Consider the following 22,147-nt stretch of genomic DNA (forward strand, 5'->3'; position numbering starts at 1 on the left):
GAAGAAAGGGGAAGCGGCCATTGAATGCTGAAATTATTGCGGTCGGCTCAGAGCTGCTATTGGGGCAAATTGCGAATACAAACGCTCAGTTTTTATCGCAGCAGCTTGCTGAATTAGGGATTAATGTTTATTTTCATACCGTTGTCGGCGACAATGCAACGAGGCTCGAAGCGGCGGTCAAAGCAGCCCAAAAAAGGGCCAATCTGATTATTTTTACAGGTGGGCTTGGACCGACAAAAGATGATCTGACGAAGGAAACGATCGCTCATCTCTTGCAGCGGGAGCTTGTGATGGATCAGGAAGCGCTTCGATCAATTGAGGAGTATTTCAAACGAACCAAGCGAACGATGACGGAAAATAATAAAAAGCAGGCGCTTGTATTACAAGGAGCAGAAGTGTTGAAAAATGACTACGGAATGGCTCCAGGCATGGCTCTGACGATTGCGTCGATTACCTACATGCTTTTGCCTGGCCCTCCAAAAGAAATGAGGCCTATGTTTATTCAATATGGCCGCCCCTTTCTTATGAGCAAGCTGGAGCGTCATGAGCGCATTGAATCAAGAGTATTGCGTTTTTTTGGCATTGGCGAATCTCAGTTGGAAACAGAAATTGCCGATTTAATTGACCATCAATCCAATCCGACGATTGCGCCACTTGCAGGTGATGGAGAGGTCACATTACGTTTGACAGCCAAACATGAATCATCTTTGGAAGCAAAAAAACTGCTTGATGAGACGGAAGCCGCCATTGCCCGCCGCGTCGGTCAATATGTGTATGGATATGACAACGATACGTTGTTTTCAAAGCTAGTCGAGCGGCTAAAGGAGCAAAATAAAACAGTGGCGGCTGCTGAGAGCTTAACAGGCGGTCGGTTTACTGCCGAGCTGACGGCTATTTCTGGAGCTTCTCAAATAGTAAAAGGCGGGGTTGTTTGCTATACAAACGAAATAAAGGAGCAAGTTCTTTCTGTCCCTGCTTCTGTGCTGGCAACAGACGGAGCGGTGAGTGAACCATGCGCGAAGTTGCTAGCGGAGCATGTCCGTTCCTTTTGCAAAGCGGATATTGGCATTAGTTTTACAGGAGTGGCAGGGCCTGATCCTCTAGAAGGAAAGCCGGTCGGAACGGTGTACGTAGGAATATCGATCAGCGGACAAGAAACGGAAGTGCATGCATTATTGTTAAGCGGAGACCGTGAAACGATTCGCACGCGTACCATCAAATATGGTTGTTTCGCTATTTTAAAAAAACTGACAGCTTCCTTATGACACAGCTGTCAGTTTTTGTGGCTTCCGTTTTCCTTTAAATTTTTTGATAATGTCCCCACTTATTTCTTACAGCGGAAATTCATTTATTCTTCTCCTTTACTTTCCCTGTTTACCAGCAAAAATAAAAAGAAAACGAATGAACGTTCGATTTTTTTCTTGGCAAAGCAGCAAAAAAACGTTATATTATTAGATAGGTAATGCATAAGGAGGAATGGCGAGTGAACCAAGATCGTCAAGCAGCCTTAGAACAGGCGCTAAAGCAAATTGAAAAGCAGTTTGGTAAAGGATCGATTATGAAGCTAGGAGAACAGACGGATCGGCAAATTTCCACCGTCTCAAGCGGGTCTTTAGCATTGGACATCGCGTTAGGTGTTGGAGGGTATCCGCGCGGCCGGATCATTGAAATTTATGGGCCGGAATCTTCAGGTAAAACAACAGTAGCCCTTCATGCCATCGCGGAAGTGCAAAAACTGGGCGGTCAGGCAGCCTTCATCGACGCGGAGCACGCTCTTGATCCTGTTTATGCACAGAAGCTAGGAGTCAACATTGATGAACTGTTACTTTCTCAGCCAGATACAGGGGAGCAAGCGCTTGAAATTGCGGAAGCTCTTGTCAGAAGTGGTGCAGTAGATATTGTTGTCATTGACTCGGTTGCGGCGCTTGTGCCAAAAGCAGAGATTGAAGGAGATATGGGGGACGCCCATGTCGGATTGCAGGCGCGCCTTATGTCTCAAGCGCTTCGTAAGCTATCGGGAGCGATCAATAAATCTAAAACGATCGCCATTTTTATTAACCAAATCCGTGAAAAAGTAGGGGTTATGTTCGGAAATCAACAAACGATCGCTGCTTAATCTTTGCCTTTTTATGCATCATCTAGAGATTAAGCTGCTGCTATTCTGGGTTTCCCTTGCTAGCGATAGCAAGAAAAAAACCTTGTGAACCCGATTGCCTAGGGGTGTGCGAGAAAGCTTCTCGTGCTAACGGTGGAGCCCTCCAATTTTTAATGGGGTAATACCGTGCCAAGCCTTACCATTCGTAAGGAAGGTGTAGAGACTACCGAAAAGAACAACGGTTCGAAGTAGGGTACAGCAGAGGATAGGCTACTGCTGGAAGCGCAAGGCTCTCCTATGCGGAGATGAAGAGATAGTCCAAGCTATAGAAATGGTAAATCTATAGGTATTGCCAGAAACAACCCCTGGTGGTCGCGCGTTGAAATTCTATGCGTCTGTGCGTCTAGAAGTGCGCCGTGCTGAGCAGATTAAACAAGGAAATGATATGGTCGGTAATAAGACAAAAATTAAAGTGGTAAAAAACAAAGTGGCTCCTCCATTCAAGACAGCAGATGTGGATATTATGTATGGAGAAGGGATTTCGCGTGAGGGAGAAATTATCGACATGGCCTCAGAACTTGATATTATCCAAAAAAGCGGTTCTTGGTATTCTTACAAGGACGAGCGTCTTGGCCAAGGTCGAGAAAATGCGAAACAATTTTTGAAAGAAAATCCGCACATCATGGAGGAGATCGCTCAAGAAATTCGCCAGCATTACGGTGTGGACGAGCTTGGCGGCAACGGTAGCGCTTCGGTGGATCAGCAAGAAGAACTAGGCTTTTTGGACGAATAGCCAAAAAGGGCCGTGGTGTGATAGCCACGGCTTTTTCATTTTTTAGTACAATGATGCCAAGCACATAACGTACGATACGAGAGCCAAAATGTCTTATTCAAGCAGCCTCTATTAAGCATTATTCTCTGATAACAGTCGAATCTTTATTAAAGATGGAACCAATGAGGGTTTATAAACACCTGCGATCGGAAGAGTTCTGTAACTTGCCTGTTGATGGCGCCATTTGCATGACGAAGAGCCGAACAGTGCTGCCTTTATAGTCCGTCCATGATTCTGTGAAGCCGTGTTGCTCAATCACTTCACTCAATTGCTGAACAACCGTTCAAACTTGATATCGATACAAATGTTGACATGTCAACATAACATGATGATTATTACACATTTCCCCACAGTCCATGCGCAAAATGTTTGAAGTAAGAGCAAGTTACCCTATTGCACGAATGTCACACATTATATTCAAACGAAAAATGATCTTGTGCGGATGGAATATCTAGATGACAGGAAATTTATTTCCATTTCATCGTATTCCAATTAGTTTTTGAAACATTCTGTCATATTGCGATGCTTATTATCTTGACAACAAATGTTACCACCTTTAAAATTAACATGTATATTTTACAAGAAAAATGTAGAAGTCCGCACTTTCTCTCCAAGAGGGGGACATGCTGAATAAGGCGGACAAAGCATGAGTGGATCATGAAAATTTATAGCTGAAGGCCTTTTGTCGGAAATGCATTTGATCAGACAAGCTGAAAAAGCCTTTGCGCTGTATGTTGAATTTGTAACAATGTACACGCCGACATTCATGAAACAGCAAACCAGTTTATAGCAAGAGGAGGTGAAAAGGATGGGGGTCAGTACAATCATCTCCGCTTTGCTTGGTCTAATCGTTGGTGCAGTTGTTGGCTTTTTTGTTCGTAAATCGATTGCTGAGGCGAAAATTGGCGGCGCACAAGTAGCTGCGAACCAAATTCTTGAAGAAGCAAAACGTGAAGCGGATGCGTTGAAAAAAGAAGCGCTTCTTGAGGCGAAGGATGAGATTCATAAACTTCGAACAGAGGCTGAGCGCGAGATTCGTGATCGTCGCAGTGAATTACAAAGACAGGAAAACCGCTTGCTGCAAAAGGAAGAGAATCTCGACCGCAAGGATGAAATGCTGAACAAACGCGAGACGCTTTTAGAGAAAAAAGAAGACACTCTTAACCAAAGACAACAGCATATTGAAGAGATGGAAAGCAAAGTGGAAGAACTCGTGAACAAGGAACAGGCCGAATTGGAGCGTATTTCTAGCCTAACGCGCGAAGAAGCACGCCAGATTATTTTAGAGCGTGTTGAGAAAGAGCTATCCCATGAAATTGCTGTCATGATTAAAGAGGCCGAGATGCGCGCGAAAGAAGAAGCAGATAAGAAGGCTAAAGAAATTTTATCGCTTGCAATTCAGCGCTGTGCAGCTGACCATGTGGCAGAAACGACTGTATCTGTTGTAAACCTGCCAAACGACGAGATGAAAGGTCGGATTATTGGCCGTGAAGGGCGCAATATTCGCACGCTCGAAACATTGACAGGAATTGATTTAATTATTGATGATACGCCAGAAGCGGTCATTTTATCAGGGTTTGATCCGATTCGCCGAGAAACGGCCAGACTTGCTTTGGATAAGCTTGTTCAAGATGGCCGCATTCATCCGGCGCGAATTGAAGAAATGGTGGAAAAGGCGAGACGTGAAGTGGATGAACACATTCGTGAAGTCGGGGAACAAACGACATTCGAAGTGGGTGTTCATGGGCTGCATCCAGACTTAATCAAAATTTTAGGTCGTCTTAAGTTCCGGACAAGCTACGGACAAAACGTGTTGAAACACTCGATGGAGGTGGCTTTTTTAGCTGGGCTGATGGCTGCTGAACTGGGCGAGGATGAGATGCTTGCAAGAAGAGCCGGTTTGCTCCATGATATTGGAAAAGCTATCGATCATGAAGTGGAAGGAAGCCATGTTGAAATTGGTGTTGAACTGGCAACGAAATATAAAGAACATCCGGTGGTAATTAATAGTATCGCTTCCCACCATGGCGATACGGAACCAACTTCCATTATCGCCGTTTTAGTGGCGGCAGCAGATGCATTGTCTGCAGCAAGGCCTGGAGCGAGAAGTGAGACGTTGGAAAATTATATACGCCGTCTCGAAAAGCTTGAGGAAATTGCTGAATCGCATGAAGGAGTTGAAAAATCCTATGCGATTCAGGCAGGACGCGAAGTGCGGATTATGGTGAAACCAGATGCCATTGATGATCTTGAGGCGCATCGTTTAGCTCGCGACATTCGCAAACAGATTGAAGAAGAGCTTGATTATCCAGGACATATAAAAATTACCGTTATTCGTGAGACAAGAGCGGTGGAATATGCAAAATAAAGTGGCGGTATTGCCACTTTATTTTTTTTTGGTTTTATGACAAACTTGAACTAGTGAGACTTCTAATATTAGAAAGGGTTATAAGATGAAACTGTTGTTTATTGGAGACGTCGTGGGATCGCCAGGAAGAAAAATGGTCGAACAATATCTTCCGAAATTAAAAGCAAAGCATAAGCCGAGTGCCATTATTGTCAACGGAGAAAATGCAGCAGGAGGAAAAGGAATTACCGGAAAAATATATCGCAGTTTTCTTGATCAGGGGGCTCATGTGATTACACTTGGAAATCATGCATGGGATAACCGCGATATTTTTGAGTTTATAGATGAGGCGAAATCGCTTGTTCGTCCTGCTAATTTTCCGGAAGGGACCCCAGGAAAGGGACTTGTATACGTACAGACAGAGCATGGAGAGGTGGCTATCATTAACTTGCAAGGACGAACGTTTTTACCGGCCATTGATTGTCCTTTTAAAAAGGCGGATGAATTAATTGCAGAAGCGTTGCAGCGAACGCCAATGATTTTCGTAGACTTTCATGCTGAGGCTACAAGCGAAAAACAAGCGATGGGCTGGTATTTAGATGGCCGTGTTTCAGCAGTAGTAGGTACGCACACACATGTTCAAACAGCTGATGCCCGTATTCTTCCGCGAGGAACAGCATATATGACAGATGTTGGCATGACGGGCTTATACGACGGTATTTTAGGAGTAGATCGTGAAGCTGTGTTGCGGAAGTTTTTGACCTCTCTTCCTGTCCGATTTGAAGTGCCTGAAGGAAGAAGTCAGCTGAATGCTGTATTGATTCATATCGAACCGAAAACGGGAAAAGCCAAAGCGATTGAACGGGTTATGATCAACGACGATCACCCTTATTTTGAATAATGGTTGTTTTGAGAATTTTAAAAAAATATTTTTGATTCTAGCAGGAATACTTGAGAAAACAGTGAATATAGTAAAAATGGAACGAAATTTATAACGAATGAACTTATGTGGAAATTAAGGAGGAACCAGGAATGGAAATATTAAAAGTTTCAGCAAAATCGAACCCTAACTCTGTAGCTGGTGCACTTGCTGGAGTATTGCGTGAACGCGGAGCTGCCGAAATCCAAGCGATTGGCGCAGGTGCATTAAACCAAGCCGTTAAGGCCGTAGCGATCGCACGAGGATTTGTGGCACCGAGTGGAGTAGACCTTATTTGTATTCCTGCATTCACAGACATAATCATTGATGGCGAAGAGCGCACAGCGATTAAATTGATCGTCGAACCTCGCTGATGGGTCCAATCATATCATAACCTGTTTGCTCTCAAACAGGTTATTTTTATTTTGCTTCTGGGAGGGTTACAGATGATTTTTGATGCACATTGTGATGTTCTGATGAAGCTGTGGCTCAACCGGACTTTATCATTTTATGATAGCAAAGAACTCCATGTAACACTGCAATCGTTAATGAATATAAACAGCAAGGTGCAATGCTTTGCGATCTATGTTCCTGAGCGTGTGCCAGAAGAAATTCGTTTTACTGCTGCGCTGGAAATGGTGGACTTGTTTTTTGAAAAGATTGTTGCCCGTTTTCCAAATGTGAAATTTGTTCAGTCCAAGGCGGACATCTCGGCGTTGGCAGATGATGAGATCGGAGCGATGCTTACGCTTGAAGGCTGCGAGGCGATTGGAACAAACCTTATCAAACTGAAAACCCTTTTGCGACTTGGTGTGATGTCAGTTGGATTAACATGGAACTGGGCTAATGCTGTTGCCGATGGGGCATGGGAAAAACGGGGAGCTGGTTTAACTCAGTTTGGAAAAGAAGTCATTCAACAATTAAATGAAATGAAACGATGGACAGATGTTTCTCATTTATCGGAAAAAGCGTTTTGGGATGTGATGGAGATCGCCCAATTTCCAATTGCTTCTCATTCGAATGCTTACCTTTTGTGCCCACATCCGCGAAACTTGCGTGATGAACAAATTCAAGCGATCATTCGCAAAAATGGTATGATCGGTCTCAGCTTTGTTCCATATTTTTTATCTGAAAACGCAGAGCAGGCTGCTGTTTTGGATGTTCTCCGCCATCTTGAGCACGTTTGCTCGCTTGGCGGTTCGCGCCATGTCGGCTTTGGTTCTGATTTCGACGGCATCGAAACAACAGCGGCGGGATTGGAGAATGCAAGAGGTTATGAAAATTTAATTAACGAGCTGCAAAAGCGCTATTCTGAAACAGATGTGGAACAATTTCTTTTCCGCAATTTTTATGAGCATTTGCCGCAATAGCTGTCATAATAAATGAAAAAACGGTTGTTTCACACTTAGCGGGCGCGGGGAATCAAACGTTTCGCCTCGGCGCCTTGCCCTTCGTTCGTGAATGATTGGATGGCATCTCTCTATGACCGAGAGCCCTATAAAATAAAACGTGAAATGCTAACACACTAAATTGGATTGATATCCTTACGCTAGATTACACCGTTAAAAGAAAGATGCAACGATGTTCCATGTTGTCGCAAATGTTAACATATCAAGTTACCTCTATATCGGATGAGGTTTATAAAGAGGAGCGGTCGATTCATTCCTATCTGTTGGATCGCTTAAAACACTTAGATTCTACATAAGAGGCTTGTTCTCGTTGATAAGCCGAATAGACTGCCTCATCAAGCTTTTTTGTGAATCGATTGCATCATGGGAAGAAGGGGACAAATTTTCAGAGAAAGGGTTGCATTTTTTTTTCGATGGGTCTAGAATGTAATCGTTTAGTATAAGATGTATGCTAAATTTTTTGAAAAAATCACAAGCTGAAATGGTAGTGATTTCATTTGAAAAGTGCTACACTTATGGATAGCAATGTATATGCTATAATCGATGGAAGCTAAAGGGGTGTAAGAAATGGTTAGTCAGCTTTCGTGGAAAGTTGGAGGACAACAAGGGGAAGGGATCGAGAGTACAGGCGAAATATTTTCTATTGCATTGAACCGTTTAGGTTATTACTTATACGGTTATCGCCATTTTTCTTCGCGGATTAAAGGGGGACATACTAATAATAAGATTAGAGTAAGCACGACCCAAGTTCGTTCCGTTGCTGACGATCTTGATATATTGGTAGCTTTTGATCAGGAGAGTATTGATTTTAATTTCCACGAACTTCGCGATGGCGGCGTTGTGATTGCAGATGCGAAGTTTAATCCAGTCATTCCAGAAGGATCTCATGTCACGCTGTATGCTGTGCCATTTACAGACATAGCGACTAACCTAGGGACCTCTCTCATGAAAAACATGGTGGCCGTCGGCGCTTCCAGCGCGGTTCTCGGTCTTGATATAAATGTATTCCAAGAAGTAGTAGAGGGAATTTTTGGTCGCAAAGGACAGCAAGTAGTTGAAAAAAATATGGAGGCAATCCGGGCAGGAGCTCAATTTATGAAAGAACAGCTTGGAGAAAACCTCCAATTGATGAAGCTGGACCAAGCAGACGGCAAAAAGCGGATGTATATGATTGGCAATGATGCTATTGCGCTCGGTGCGCTTGCTGGTGGTGCTCGCTTTATGGCCGCTTACCCAATTACTCCGGCATCGGAAATTATGGAATACTTAATTAAGAAGCTTCCAGCATTAGGCGGCACAGTCATTCAAACAGAGGACGAAATCGCAGCATGTACGATGGCCATTGGTGCGAACTATGCTGGTGTGAGAACATTAACAGCTTCAGCTGGTCCTGGTCTTTCATTAATGATGGAAGCCATTGGGCTTTCCGGCATTACCGAAACACCATTAGTCATTGTCGATACGCAGCGCGGAGGTCCAAGTACGGGGTTGCCGACAAAACAAGAGCAGTCAGATTTAATGGCGATGATTTATGGAACGCACGGAGAAATTCCGAAAATCGTTATGGCGCCAAGCACTGTTCAAGAAGCTTTTTATGATATGGTTGAGGCCTTTAATTTAGCGGAAGAGTATCAATGCCCTGTCATTGTCTTATCTGATTTGCAGCTTTCTTTAGGAAAACAGACGGTGGAACCGCTAGAGTATGAAAAAATCCAAATTCGCCGCGGTAAACTTGTAGCGGACGAGCTCCCGCCTTTGGCAAATAAAGAGAATTTTAAACGCTATGAAATCACAGACGATGGCATTTCCCCACGCGTACTTCCTGGAATGATAAACGGCATTCATCACGTAACTGGGGTGGAGCACGCCGAAACAGGAAAACCGTCTGAAGTGGCTTCTAACCGTAACGCACAAATGGACAAGCGCTTACGGAAATTAAAGCAGCTCAAATTTCAAACACCAGTTCACAAAAATGCGAAACATGAGGAAGCAGATGTCTTGCTGGTTGGCTTTAACTCGACGCGCGGAGCGATTGAAGAAGCGATGGAGCGGCTTGAGCGGGATGGTTTGAAGGTTAACCATGCCCATGTTCGTCTCATTCATCCGTTTCCGACAGATGAAATGCTTCCGCTTGTACAAAAAGCGAAAAAAGTGATTGTCGTTGAGCATAATGCAACAGGCCAGCTTGCCAATCTGTTAAAAATGAATGTCGGACATGCTGAAAAAATCTCAAGCATCTTAAAATATGATGGCAATCCGTTCTTGCCAAATGAAGTTTACACAAAAAGCAAGGAGTTGTTATAATCATGGCGACATTTAAGGACTTTCGTAATGATGTGAAACCTAACTGGTGTCCAGGATGTGGCGATTTCTCTGTGCAAGCGGCGATTCAGCGTGCTGCAGCCAACGTTGGCCTAGAGCCGCACCAATTGGCTGTTATTTCCGGAATTGGCTGTTCGGGACGGATTTCTGGCTATATTCATTCCTATGGCTTCCATGGCATTCATGGACGGGCGCTGCCAATCGCTCAAGGCGTCAAAATGGCCAATCGCGATTTAACCGTAATTGCAGCTGGAGGAGATGGTGACGGCTTTGCGATCGGTATGGGACATACGATTCATGCCATCCGGCGCAATATCGATATTACGTACATTGTGATGGATAACCAAATTTATGGGTTAACGAAAGGTCAAACATCGCCGCGGAGCGATGTAGGCTTTAAAACAAAAAGCACGCCGCAAGGTTCAGTTGAGCCTGCTTTATCCATCATGGAAATGGCGCTAAGTGCAGGAGCTACATTTGTTGCCCAGAGCTTTTCCAGCGATTTGAAGGAATTGACTCACTTAATCGAGGAAGCGATTAAACATAAAGGCTTCTCCTTAATTAACGTATTCAGCCCGTGCGTGACCTACAATAAAGTCAACACATATGACTGGTTTAAAGAGCATTTAACGAATTTAAGCACAATTGACGAATATGACCCATCTGACCGTACAATGGCTATGCAAACATTAATGAAACATAAAGGCTTGGTAACAGGTCTTATTTATCAAAATAAAGAACAAAAATCGTATCAAGATTTAATTCATGGTTATAGCGAAACACCGCTTGTCCATGCAAACCTTCAATTGAGCAGAGAAAAATTCGATGAATTAGTGGCTGAGTTTATGTAACGAATCATAAGCTCCTAGACGGGCGGTTGCCTGTTTAGGAGTTTTTTGTTACTATAAATAGTCTGGCATGTGGCCAGACAAGAAAATAGGAAAGGTTGCATCACGCTATTGTTTAACTTTGCGACAAATTATATACTATGATAGTGTGTAATATGGCACAGATAGAGTAGAAAGGAGATCGTTATGAACGAAAAACAACGTCTTGAGCAAACCAATCATATTCAAACGGCAGATCATCCAACGGACAAAAAATCCGCTTTGGATGAATTGAAGAAAAAAACAAGCAAGGATTATGAAAAATATTTTTCTACTGTTTTTATTCCGCCAAGCTTAAAAGAGGCCAAAAGACGCGGAAAAGAAGAAGTGAAGTATCATGAAGATTTTGCGATTCCGGAAGAGTTTCGCGGCATGGGGAATGGTCGTAAGTTTTACATTCGCACATACGGCTGTCAAATGAATGAGCATGATACAGAAGTGATGGCCGGTATTTTTATGGCGCTTGGATACGAAGCGACAGACCGTCCAGAAGATGCTAATGTCATTTTATTAAATACATGTGCGATTCGCGAAAATGCTGAAAATAAGGTGTTTGGAGAAATCGGCCATTTAAAGCCGTTAAAGCAAAACAATCCTGATTTGCTTCTCGGTGTATGTGGCTGTATGTCACAGGAAGAGTCGGTCGTTAATAAAATTTTAAAGCAATACCAATATGTTGATATGATTTTCGGCACACATAATATTCATCGTTTGCCTCATATTTTGCATGAAGCGTATATGTCAAAAGAAATGGTTGTAGAAGTATGGTCCAAAGAAGGGGACGTAATTGAAAACCTGCCGAAAGTACGCAAAGGAAATATTAAGGCATGGGTCAATATTATGTATGGCTGCGATAAGTTTTGTACGTACTGCATCGTCCCATATACGCGCGGAAAAGAGCGCAGCCGCCGTCCAGCCGATATTATTCAGGAAGTGCGCCATCTGGCAGCGCAAGGGTATAAAGAGATCACACTGCTTGGCCAAAACGTCAATGCTTACGGGAAAGACTTTACGGACATGAAGTACGGCCTTGGCGATTTAATGGATGAGCTTCGCAAAATCGATATCGCTCGTATTCGCTTTACGACGAGCCATCCGCGCGATTTTGATGACCATCTAATCGAGGTGCTCGCGAAAGGCGGCAATTTAGTGGAACATATTCATTTGCCTGTGCAATCTGGAAGTTCGGCTGTGCTAAAAATGATGGCCCGCAAATATACAAGAGAGCAATATTTAGAGCTTGTGCGCAAAATTAAAGCAGCCATTCCGGATGTAGCGTTGACAACAGATATTATCGTTGGCTTCCCGAATGAAACCGATGAACAGTTTGAGGAAACGTTATCTCTATATCGTGAAGTTGAATTTGACTCCGCCTATACGTTTATTTATTCACCTCGCGAAGGTACACCGGCCGCTAAAATGCAGGACAATGTGCCGATGGAAGTGAAAAAAGAGCGCTTGCAGCGTTTGAATACTCTCGTCAATGAAATTTCTGCGAAGAAATTGAAGGAATATGAAGGGCAGGTTGTCGAAGTATTAGTAGAAGGTGAAAGCAAAAATAACCCTGATGTCCTTGCAGGTTATACCCGCAAAAATAAGCTTGTCAACTTTAAAGGTCCAAAATCAGCAATTGGCCAGCTTGTCAAAGTGCGGATTACCAAGGCCAAAACATGGACATTAGATGGTGAAATGGTAGAAGAAGCGATTGAGGTGAAATAGGATGGCGAAATATACAAGAGACGACATTTTAGCTCAGGCGAAAGAGTTAGCGAAAATGATCGCCGAGACAGAAGAAGTTGATTTTTTCAAGCGCGCGGAAGAAAAAATTAACCAAAACGAAAAAGTGCGCACGATGATTCAGCAAATGAAATCGTTGCAAAAGCAGGCTGTCAACCTTCGTCATTATGGCAAGCATGAAGCGTTAAAAAAAGTAGAGGCAGAGATTGATGACATTTACGAACAGCTTTCTCAAATTCCGATTGTTGATGAGTTTCAGCAATCCCAACTGGAAGTGAATGATCTCCTTCAGCTAGTCGCTTCTACCATTTCTAAAACAGTGGCTGATGAAATTATTACTTCCACTGGTGGCGATTTGCTCAGCGGAGAGACAGGAGCGCAAATGAGAAATCGTAGCTACGGCTGCCATTAAGCAAAAAGGAGACTCTAAAATGAACCGAACTCCAATCGTTTTGTCTAACTTTGGGGGGTTCAGTTCAAAAAGAGTCTCTTTTTTCTATATAGTGAGAGAAAGACACCATGCTTATCGTACTCTATGTGTCGAAATCGGCTCCTCGCTCTGTTCATTTTTATATAAATATTGGAATATTTGTAATTAAATGAGTAAGTTATTGTAATTTGAAAAAATAGGCACATATTCGAGCAACCCCGCATACAATGAACTATACGGATTTATTGATAACTTTATGTGCACATTAGGCGCAAAGATGCATAGGATGAATTGAAGATTTATTTGAGGAGGGTTTGCTCGTATGTCTGAATACAGAGAAATTATTACAAAATCAGTCGTCGGAAAAGGGCGCAAATTTTCACAGTCGACACATACGCTTGCTGCGCCAAATCATCCGTCAAGTATTTTAGGATGCTGGATTATTAACCATCGCTATGAAGCAAAGAAAAACGGCCGAACCATTGAAATTCATGGACGCTATGACATTAATGTGTGGTATTCGTATCATAACAACACAAAAACAGAGGTAGTGAATGAAACAGTTTCTTATACAGATATTGTAAAATTAAAATATCGCAATGACGATGAAGTGATCAGTGATGATAGCGACATCATTGTTCGTGTGGTCCAGCAGCCGAATTGCTTAGAATGCACGATTTCTGCCAATGGCAACAAGATTGTAGTGCAGGCGGAAAGAGAATTTGTGGCAGAGGTGATCGGAGAAACAAAAGTATGGGTGGCGATTCATCCAGATGGCTATGGCAGTGAAGAAGATTTTGATTATGATGTAGATGATGAATTAGAAGACTTAACCCCAGATGTTCTAATTGGGGATGACGAGTAAGCTAGGAAAGCGATTTTCCTAGTTTTTTCTTTTATCCCTTGTTATAATAAAAAGCGTGAAATCGTAACGGTTGGAGGAGAGCAATGGCTACATACACACCGATGATACAGCAATACTTACAGATCAAGGCACAATATCCAGATGCCTTTTTATTTTTTCGTTTAGGGGATTTTTATGAAATGTTTTTTGAGGATGCGGTGAAGGCGGCTCAAGAATTAGAGATCACGCTGACAAGCCGCGACGGTGGAGCAGAAGAACGGATTCCAATGTGCGGTGTCCCCTATCATTCGGCGCAAGGATATATCGAGCAACTCATTGAAAAAGGTTATAAAGTTGCCATTTGCGAACAAGTGGAAGATCCGAAGACAGCTAAAGGAGTCGTTCGCCGCGAGGTCGTTCAGTTAATTACGCCGGGAACGGTGATGGAAGGAAAGCGGCTGCTTGAGAAAGAGAACAATTATTTGGCAACTGTATCGGCTTTTCAAGATGGAACATACGGATTGGCTTATATGGATTTATCGACAGGAGAAAACAGAGTGACACTGCTTTACTCGTGGGAAGAGGTGATGAATGAGCTCTATGCGATTGGTGCGAAGGAAATCGTTATTTCACCAGATTTTCCAGAAACGTTGCGCCAGTTATTGAAAGAGCGTTACGATATGACCGTGTCTGAGGAAGAAAACACGGTACTCCCAGAAACATTTTTTACCGTTGCGGCAGCTTTGGAGCAGGACAAGCTAAAAATGACGTTTGCCCGGCTCGTCCATTATATTGTGCGGACACAAAAACGGAGTTTGGATCATTTGCAGCCGGCTCAAGTCTATCAAGTCGATCAATACATGAAAATGGATGTGTATTCGAAGCGCAATCTAGAGCTGACGGAAACGATTCGGTCAAAAGGGCGCAAAGGCTCACTGCTCTGGCTTTTGGACGAAACAGTGACAGCCATGGGCGGCCGTTTATTAAAGCAGTGGCTTGATCGTCCTTTGTTGGATCGCGAAGTGATTGAATGGCGATTTAGCATTGTGGAAACATTGCTTCAGCAATATTTTGAACGCCAAGAACTGCGCACGCTGCTGCGCGAGGTTTATGACTTAGAGCGGCTTGCTGGACGTGTCGCCTATGGCAATGTCAACGCTCGTGACTTTGTTCAGCTCAAAAAATCATTGCAGCAAATTCCTGCTTTAAAGGAAGTGGTTCAACGTTTAAACCATCAAGAGGCGGAGCAGCTGGCTGAACGTCTTGACCCTTGCTTTGAGCTTGTGGAGCTGTTGGAGCGAGCGATTCAGGAGCAGCCGCCGCTATCGGTTAAGGAAGGGAATATCATTAAAGACGGTTATAACGAAACATTGGATCGCTTTCGAGATGCCAGCCGCAATGGCAAGACATGGATTGCCCAGCTGGAAAGCAAAGAGCGCGAGATCACGGGCATTAAGTCGCTGAAAATCGGCTATAATCGCGTGTTCGGATACTATATCGAAGTGACGAAGGCCAACCTTCATTTACTGCCGGAAGGACGTTATGAACGAAAGCAAACGCTAGCCAATGCAGAGCGGTTTGTCACTCAGGAATTAAAGGAGAAAGAAGCGCTCATTTTAGAAGCGGAAGAAAAAAGCATGGAGTTAGAATATGAGCTATTTGTACAAATTCGGGAACAGGTTAAACAGTTTATTCCTCGCTTGCAAATGCTGGCCAAAATGATCAGCCAGCTTGATGTGCTGCAGTCGTTTGCTACAGTAAGTGAAGCGCGTCATTATGTAAGGCCGCGCTTTTCTCATGAGCGTGAGCTATGGATTCAGGCTGGACGCCATCCTGTCGTCGAAAAGGTGCTAGGATCACAAACGTACGTTCCAAACGATTGTATGATGAATCGTGAGCGTGAGCTTTTGCTTATTACAGGGCCTAATATGTCGGGGAAAAGCACCTACATGCGTCAAGTGGCGCTCACAGCGATTATGGCGCAAATCGGTTGTTTTGTACCCGCGGATCAAGCGGTGTTGCCGATTTTTGATCAAGTATTTACCCGAATCGGAGCGGCTGATGACCTTGTATCTGGGCAAAGTACGTTTATGGTTGAAATGTTAGAAGCACGTAACGCGATTGTCCATGCAACGCAAAACAGCTTAATTTTATTTGACGAAATCGGGCGGGGCACTTCCACTTATGATGGCATGGCATTGGCACAGGCGATTATCGAGTATGTTCATCATAAAATTGGGGCGAAAACCCTGTTTAGTACACATTATCACGAATTGACGGTATTAGAACAAGCGCTTCCACGATTAAAAAATGTCCATGTTAGAGCCATTGAAGAGGATGGAAAAGTCGTATTTCTTCACAAAATCGAAGACGGCCCAGCTGATCAAAGCTATGGCATTCACGTCGCGGAATTAGCAGAACTTCCAGCCGAATTAATTCAGCGTGCAAAAGAAATTTTAGCGGAGCTAGAGCAGCCGGGACAAGAAAAAACAAAACCATTTGAGCAATTAAGTTTATTTGCTGAAGAAGCGCCAGCGAAATCAAAGGATGTATCGTTGTCTAAAAAAGAAAAAGAAGTAATTCGTTTGCTTGAATCGTTGAATTTACTAGATATGACGCCGCTTCAAGCGCTTAATCAATTATATGAGATACAAAAAATGCTTAGATAGCGAGGGATAAGTCATGGGAAAAATTCGCAAGCTCGATGATCATCTTTCCAATAAAATTGCTGCCGGCGAAGTGGTAGAACGCCCCGCTTCTGTCGTCAAGGAGCTTGTTGAAAATGCGTTGGATGCCAACAGCACAGTGATTGAAATTGATTTAGAGGAAGCTGGGCTTGCGAAAATCCGTCTCATTGACAACGGAGATGGCATGGAAGAGGAAGATTGTTTGCTTGCTTTTGAACGCCATGCGACAAGCAAAATTAAAGATGAGCATGATTTATTTCGCATTCGCACACTCGGTTTTCGCGGCGAGGCGCTTCCAAGTATCGCTTCCGTATCGGAGGTGGAGATGAAAACAAGCACAGGCAATGGACCAGGGACTCTCATTATGCTTAAAGGGGGCCAGCTTGTCAAACATGAGCGCACAAATAGCCGCAAAGGAACGGAAATTACCGTATCTCATTTGTTTTTCAATACACCGGCACGATTAAAATATATGAAAACCATTCATACAGAGCTTGGACATATCACGGATATTGTGAATCGTCTGGCTTTGGCTCATCCTGATGTTTCGTTTCGCTTGCGCCATCATGACAAGCAATTGCTTTATACGAGCGGAAACGGTGATGTCCGTCATGTGCTCGCCGCCATTTATGGGATGGATATAGCGAAAAAAATGATTTCCATTCAGGCGGAATCATTAGATTTTACTGTGAAAGGCTACATTTCGTTACCGGAAGTGACGCGCGCTTCGCGAAACTATATCTCTTTGATTGTGAATGGACGATACGTGCGCAATATTCCATTAATGAAAGCCATTGAGTCAGGATACCATACATTGTTGCCGATTGGCCGCTATCCCATTGTGTTGCTTTCGATTGAGATGGACCCCATGTTAGTGGATGTGAATGTTCATCCTGCCAAACTGGAGGTGCGCTTTAGTAAAGAGGCTGAATTAAATCAATTGGTGGAATCCGCGATTCGCCAAGCCTTCCAATCGCGAACGCTGATTCCAGAAGTGATCGTGAAGCGGCCGGAAAAACCAAGAAATGAACAAGCTTCTTTCGTATTTCAGCATACGGTTGACAAAACGGCGGAAGCACCTGCCGAAACGAGTGGTCAAGAAGAGACGCGCCGTGAATGGTCAACCGTTCGCGAGGAAGCGCCGTCCATCGAACATTCAAAGACTGCATGGATAGAAGAGAACCAAAGGGATATAGAGAAGCCTATGGAATCAGCAGCGGACATGCCGGCGGAAGATAGTGTAAAAGAGCAGTCTGTTGAAAGAATTCCGCCTCTTTATCCGATCGGCCAGCTGCATGGAACTTATATTTTAGCGCAAAACGAGAATGGTTTATATTTAATTGATCAGCACGCTGCTCAAGAACGAATTAAGTACGAATATTTTCGTGAAAAGGTGGCGCATGTAACGAATGAGGTGCAAACATTGCTTGTGCCACTCACGCTGCAATATGCTGCCAATGAATATGTGTTAATCGAGGCACATCGAGAAGAATTAGCAAGCTGCGGGATCTTTCTTGAGCCGTTTGGCCACCATACCTTTATAGTGCGTGAGCATCCCGCTTGGTTTCCGAAAGGAAAAGAAACAGAAATTATTGAAGAGATGATTCAGCAAGTGCTCGCCATGAAAAAAGTGGATCTTAAACAATTGCGCGAGGAAGCGGCCATCCTTATGAGCTGCAAACAGTCGATTAAAGCGAACCAGCATTTGCGCGATGACGAAATGTTCGCGCTGCTGGAAGCGTTGCGCAAAACAACGGATCCATTCACTTGTCCGCATGGAAGACCCATCATGATTCATTTTTCTACCTATGAACTTGAAAAAATGTTTAAGCGCGTTATGTAACCCCATCCGCGCAGCTTCCTTATCATGGGAGCTGCGCTTTTTATTTGGCTTTTGATTGCATGTTCCATGCGACCTTGTGGAAGATAGGTGGAATGAAATAAAAATTCAGAGAAACCATGGAATGTTGCAATAAAGTTTCAGATGCGGAGTATACATAGTGTGAAGGGAGGAAAACAAATTGAAAGGAGGCTTCATTAGTATTCAGGAGGCGCTTGATTCGTTAAAGCCAGCAGAACGAAAGGCAGCTGAGTATATTTTAACGCATGCTGAGGAGGTGGTTCATCTTTCAATCCAAAAGCTGTCAGAGCAAGCGAATGTGAGTGAAGCTACGATTATTCGTTTGGCACGAACGTTGAATTGTAAGGGCTTTCGTGAACTAAAGCTAAAAATTGCTGTCGATTTGGCCAAACAAAATGAGCCAAGCGGATCATCTTACCAAGAAATCCCGATTGATGGTTCAATGGCCTCTATCATCGCTTCTGTGTCGAACAACAATATTCAATCCATTCAAGATACATTGTCAGTTTTATCGATAGATGCTGTAGAAAAAGCCGTTCATGCTTTAAGCAGAGCGCGTAAAATTGCTGTATATGGCATAGGGGCTTCAGCGGTGATCGTTCAAGATTTAAAGCAAAAGCTAACAAGGATCAATCGCTGGTGTGAAGCTGCATTTGACTATGATACACAAGGAATGATGAGCGCTAATTTGACCGAAGCGGACGTTGCCTTTGGCATTTCTTATTCTGGACAAACGGAAGGGATTATTGAAGCATTAGCATTAGCGAAAGCAAACGGAGCCACTGTTATTTCTTTAACAAAATTTGGAGTGAATCCAGTGTCTGAGCTGGCTGATATTTCGCTATATATAAGCTCATTAGAAAAAAGTATTCGCAGCGGAGCTATGAGTTCAAGAATTTCTCAGCTTAACGTGGTTGATATTCTCTATGTTGGCATTGTCAGCCGAGCTTATGAAGAAAGCATTGCCGCGCTAGACCGAACGCGGGAAGCGGTCAAACGATGGAAGCGAAGCGATCAATAACTGCGCATTCACAAACGCCAATTTCTCTTTTTGATGGGTTGTTCTTGGTTTAGGCATGAAGAACAAGGAGGAAAAATAATGGAGAAATATGAACGGCTGGCAAAGGAAATTGTCGAAAAGCTTAGCGGCTATCAAAACATTGATCGTCTATCTCATTGCATGACACGATTAAGAATCACGCTTGTGGATCACAGTCAAGTGGATATCGATGGATTGAAAAACATTGATGGTGTACTTGGTGTAGTTGAGCAAGAAACACTACAAATCATTTTAGGACCAGGAATTGTGACAAAGGTGGCCGAGGAAATCGCCAAACAAAGTGGAACAGATATTCAATCATTGAATGCCAATGAATGGGCTCATCTTGCCGAACAGACAAAAGCCGACTTAAAGCTAAAAAACACAACGCCATTTAAGCTGTTTTTGCGAAAAATCTCAAGCATTTTCATTCCGCTGATTCCAGCAATTGTTGCTTCAGGTTTAATCGCTGGAATCACGAATGTTTTTATTCGCGTAGGAGCCGATCCAGATTCAGCCATCATCTCGATTTTAAATTTTATCGGCTGGGGGCTCTTTAGCTATCTTGGCATTTTTGTCGGTATAAATACGGCGAGAGAGTTTGGCGGAACTCCTGCTCTTGGCGGTATTGCCGGCATTTTAATTATTAATCCGGCGCTTGCGGATCTCACGCTTTTTGGCGAAAAGCTGGTGCCTGGACGCGGAGGATTAATCGGGGTGATGCTTGCAGCTGTTTTCATGGCTTGGATAGAAAAGAAAATTCGTCGCTTTGTCCCTACCTCTATCGATATGATTGTAACACCGACTATTTCTGTCCTCATCACGGGGATCGCTACTCTCATCGTTCTTCAGCCTGTTGGAGGTTGGATTTCCGATTTGATTACGAAAGGATTAGTCAGTTTAATTGACGCTGGTGGCATTTTATCAGGAATCATTCTGGCTGGAACATTCCTTCCTTTAGTCGTTACCGGTCTTCATCAAGGGCTGACGCCTGTGCATATGGAGCTGATTCAATCCATCGGCGACGATCCTTTGTTGCCGATATTGGCCATGGGGGGTGCCGGTCAGGTAGGAGCTGCATTTGCGATTTATTTTAAAACAAAGAATGCTCAGCTTCGCAAAATTATTAAAGGGGGACTTCCTGTCGGCATTTTAGGAATTGGCGAACCGCTTATTTTTGGCGTTACATTACCTTTAGGAAGACCGTTTGTTACCGCTTGTTTAGGTGCAGCGGTAGGAGGCGCTTTTCAAGCTTATTTTCATGTAGCAACGATTGCTATCGGCGTATCTGGTTTGCCATTGGCCTTTTTAGTTCATGCCCAGCAAATCGTCTATTATCTCATCGGTTTGTTGATTGCTTATTTATTCGGCTTTATTTTTACTTATTTATTTGGATTTAATGAGGCCATGACAAGGGATCTTGGAAAAAACGGACAGACGAATGCAACACTTAACTAATCATAAGTTCCGCTGATGAAGGAACCTCTCCTTTATTCCGTTTAGCCAATAGAAATTTTAACGAAGCAGATTCAAAGCGGTCTCCAATGCTGAAGCAGTGCGATCAGGAAATTCGCCCATTTTGAGACCGCTTGTATCGTTTAGAAGAGGTGGAAGCATGCTTGGGATTTCTGTATATTTAGGCAATGATCCACGTCATATGGAACCGCTTGTGGCGAAGGCCCAATCCTATCAACTCCAATCCATTTTTACTTCGCTTCATATTCCTGAAGATGATCCAGCTGTGTATAGAGAGCGGTTAAAGCGACTAGGGATGCTCGCCAAACAATATAATATGTTATTATTTGTTGATGTATCTTCTCAATCGTTGGCATATTTGAACATGGATCAGCCAACAGAGCTTGTTGCATGGGGCGTGACAGGGCTTCGCTTAGATGATGGTTACAATGATCAAGAAATCGTAGAATGGTCAAAGCAAATGAAAATTGGCTTAAATGCTAGCACGGTCAATGAAGACATGCTGAAGAGATGGATCGGCTTAGGGTTAAACATTCAAAATGTTGAGGCTTGGCACAATTTTTATCCAAGGCCGGAAACGGGCCTTGATGTTCGTTTTTTCGTTGCGCGCAATCAAATGTTTCAGCAATACGGTATTGCGACAACAGCATTTATTCCTGGCGATCATAAGCTGAGAGGCCCCCTATATGCAGGACTGCCGACATTGGAGAAGCACCGGAAGCAAGCACCACATCTTGCGTGTGCCGAACTGTTATTTCAATATCATGTCGATCACGTATTGATTGGTGATATTTCGGCTAAAGACTGCACATTATCGTTACTGGCATCGTTAGCCGAAAAAATCGTTCCACTTAGATGTGTGATGAAGAATCAAGACGATGAAAACCTGCGTTTACTTGTTGAAGGCACTCATACGAATCGGTTAGATCTGGCCAGGGATGTGATTCGATCGCAAGAGTCTAGACTTTATGCACAAAAGAATGGCATGAAGATTATGCCGTCATCTGTGATCAGTCGCACAAAAGGCTCTGTTACGATTGACAATGATTTATACAACAGATATGCAGGCGAGCTGCAAATTACGAAACGAAGCTTGCCGAAGGATGCGAGAGTCAATGTAGTAGCAAAGGTGGTAGATGAAGATATTCCGCTTCTAGAATGCATTGGTCCAGGTCAAAAGTTTCGCATAATCGTACAGTCATCAGTTTCATGAATATGGATGTGTTTATTTAACATGATGAAAGGGTTGGATCAGAAAGGAA

Annotated in this window: 16 protein-coding genes and 1 pseudogene; all 17 read left to right on the top strand. The window is 43.5% G+C overall.

What is annotated here, in order from left to right:
* The first annotated feature begins 20 nt into the window (after positions 1-20).
* The 17 genes and pseudogenes from AT864_RS06010 (at position 21) to AT864_RS06090 (ending at position 22,098) form a co-directional block, all read left to right on the top strand.
* On the top strand, positions 21-1,265 hold the full coding sequence (locus AT864_RS06010; protein ID WP_066147322.1) for a competence/damage-inducible protein A: 1,245 nt from the start codon (positions 21-23) through the stop codon (positions 1,263-1,265).
* A gap of 197 nt (positions 1,266-1,462) precedes the next feature.
* Positions 1,463-2,104 (top strand): annotated as a pseudogene (gene recA / locus AT864_RS06015) (recombinase RecA); the annotation flags it as partial.
* 340 nt (positions 2,105-2,444) lie between these two features.
* Positions 2,445-2,888, top strand: a complete 444-nt coding sequence (locus tag AT864_RS06020; RefSeq protein ID WP_369815494.1) for a hypothetical protein — start codon at positions 2,445-2,447, stop codon at positions 2,886-2,888.
* A gap of 847 nt (positions 2,889-3,735) precedes the next feature.
* Positions 3,736-5,295: a ribonuclease Y gene (rny, locus tag AT864_RS06025; protein ID WP_066147324.1), complete on the top strand. Its 1,560-nt coding sequence runs from the start codon at positions 3,736-3,738 to the stop codon at positions 5,293-5,295.
* An 85-nt stretch (positions 5,296-5,380) separates the two neighbouring features.
* Positions 5,381-6,175 carry a TIGR00282 family metallophosphoesterase gene (locus AT864_RS06030; protein WP_044746069.1) on the top strand — a complete coding sequence of 265 codons (795 nt, stop codon included), beginning with the start codon at positions 5,381-5,383 and terminating at the stop codon, positions 6,173-6,175.
* 131 nt (positions 6,176-6,306) lie between these two features.
* The gene (gene spoVS, locus AT864_RS06035; RefSeq protein WP_027408762.1) at positions 6,307-6,567 is read left to right on the top strand and encodes a stage V sporulation protein SpoVS; all 261 of its coding nucleotides are present in this window, start codon (positions 6,307-6,309) and stop codon (positions 6,565-6,567) included.
* 72 nt (positions 6,568-6,639) lie between these two features.
* The gene (locus AT864_RS06040) at positions 6,640-7,563 is read left to right on the top strand and encodes a dipeptidase (RefSeq protein WP_066147326.1); all 924 of its coding nucleotides are present in this window, start codon (positions 6,640-6,642) and stop codon (positions 7,561-7,563) included.
* A gap of 606 nt (positions 7,564-8,169) precedes the next feature.
* Entirely contained in the window at positions 8,170-9,906 is a 1,737-nt protein-coding gene (locus AT864_RS06045; protein WP_044746067.1) for a 2-oxoacid:acceptor oxidoreductase subunit alpha, read from the top strand.
* Between the two features lie 2 nt (positions 9,907-9,908).
* The gene (locus AT864_RS06050; protein WP_066147329.1) at positions 9,909-10,775 is read left to right on the top strand and encodes a 2-oxoacid:ferredoxin oxidoreductase subunit beta; all 867 of its coding nucleotides are present in this window, start codon (positions 9,909-9,911) and stop codon (positions 10,773-10,775) included.
* 183 nt (positions 10,776-10,958) lie between these two features.
* A complete protein-coding gene (gene miaB, locus AT864_RS06055) occupies positions 10,959-12,530 on the top strand; it encodes a tRNA (N6-isopentenyl adenosine(37)-C2)-methylthiotransferase MiaB (RefSeq protein WP_066147330.1) in 1,572 nt (523 codons plus the stop codon).
* A 1-nt stretch (position 12,531) separates the two neighbouring features.
* Positions 12,532-12,960, top strand: coding sequence for a RicAFT regulatory complex protein RicA family protein (locus AT864_RS06060; protein ID WP_066147332.1), 429 nt, complete (start codon positions 12,532-12,534; stop codon positions 12,958-12,960).
* A gap of 340 nt (positions 12,961-13,300) precedes the next feature.
* Positions 13,301-13,843, top strand: coding sequence for an outer spore coat protein CotE (locus AT864_RS06065; RefSeq protein WP_044746063.1), 543 nt, complete (start codon positions 13,301-13,303; stop codon positions 13,841-13,843).
* An 83-nt stretch (positions 13,844-13,926) separates the two neighbouring features.
* Positions 13,927-16,491, top strand: a complete 2,565-nt coding sequence (gene mutS / locus AT864_RS06070) for a DNA mismatch repair protein MutS (RefSeq protein ID WP_066147334.1) — start codon at positions 13,927-13,929, stop codon at positions 16,489-16,491.
* 13 nt (positions 16,492-16,504) lie between these two features.
* On the top strand, positions 16,505-18,352 hold the full coding sequence (mutL, locus tag AT864_RS06075; RefSeq protein WP_066147336.1) for a DNA mismatch repair endonuclease MutL: 1,848 nt from the start codon (positions 16,505-16,507) through the stop codon (positions 18,350-18,352).
* A gap of 178 nt (positions 18,353-18,530) precedes the next feature.
* Positions 18,531-19,391, top strand: coding sequence for a MurR/RpiR family transcriptional regulator (locus tag AT864_RS06080; RefSeq protein WP_066147338.1), 861 nt, complete (start codon positions 18,531-18,533; stop codon positions 19,389-19,391).
* A gap of 78 nt (positions 19,392-19,469) precedes the next feature.
* Positions 19,470-20,867: a PTS transporter subunit EIIC gene (locus AT864_RS06085; RefSeq protein ID WP_066147340.1), complete on the top strand. Its 1,398-nt coding sequence runs from the start codon at positions 19,470-19,472 to the stop codon at positions 20,865-20,867.
* Between the two features lie 157 nt (positions 20,868-21,024).
* On the top strand, positions 21,025-22,098 hold the full coding sequence (locus tag AT864_RS06090) for a DUF871 domain-containing protein (protein ID WP_066147343.1): 1,074 nt from the start codon (positions 21,025-21,027) through the stop codon (positions 22,096-22,098).
* Positions 22,099-22,147: the final 49 nt, after the last annotated feature.

This window comes from Anoxybacillus sp. P3H1B (assembly GCF_001560855.1).
Lineage (GTDB): Bacteria > Bacillota > Bacilli > Bacillales > Anoxybacillaceae > Anoxybacteroides > Anoxybacteroides rupiense.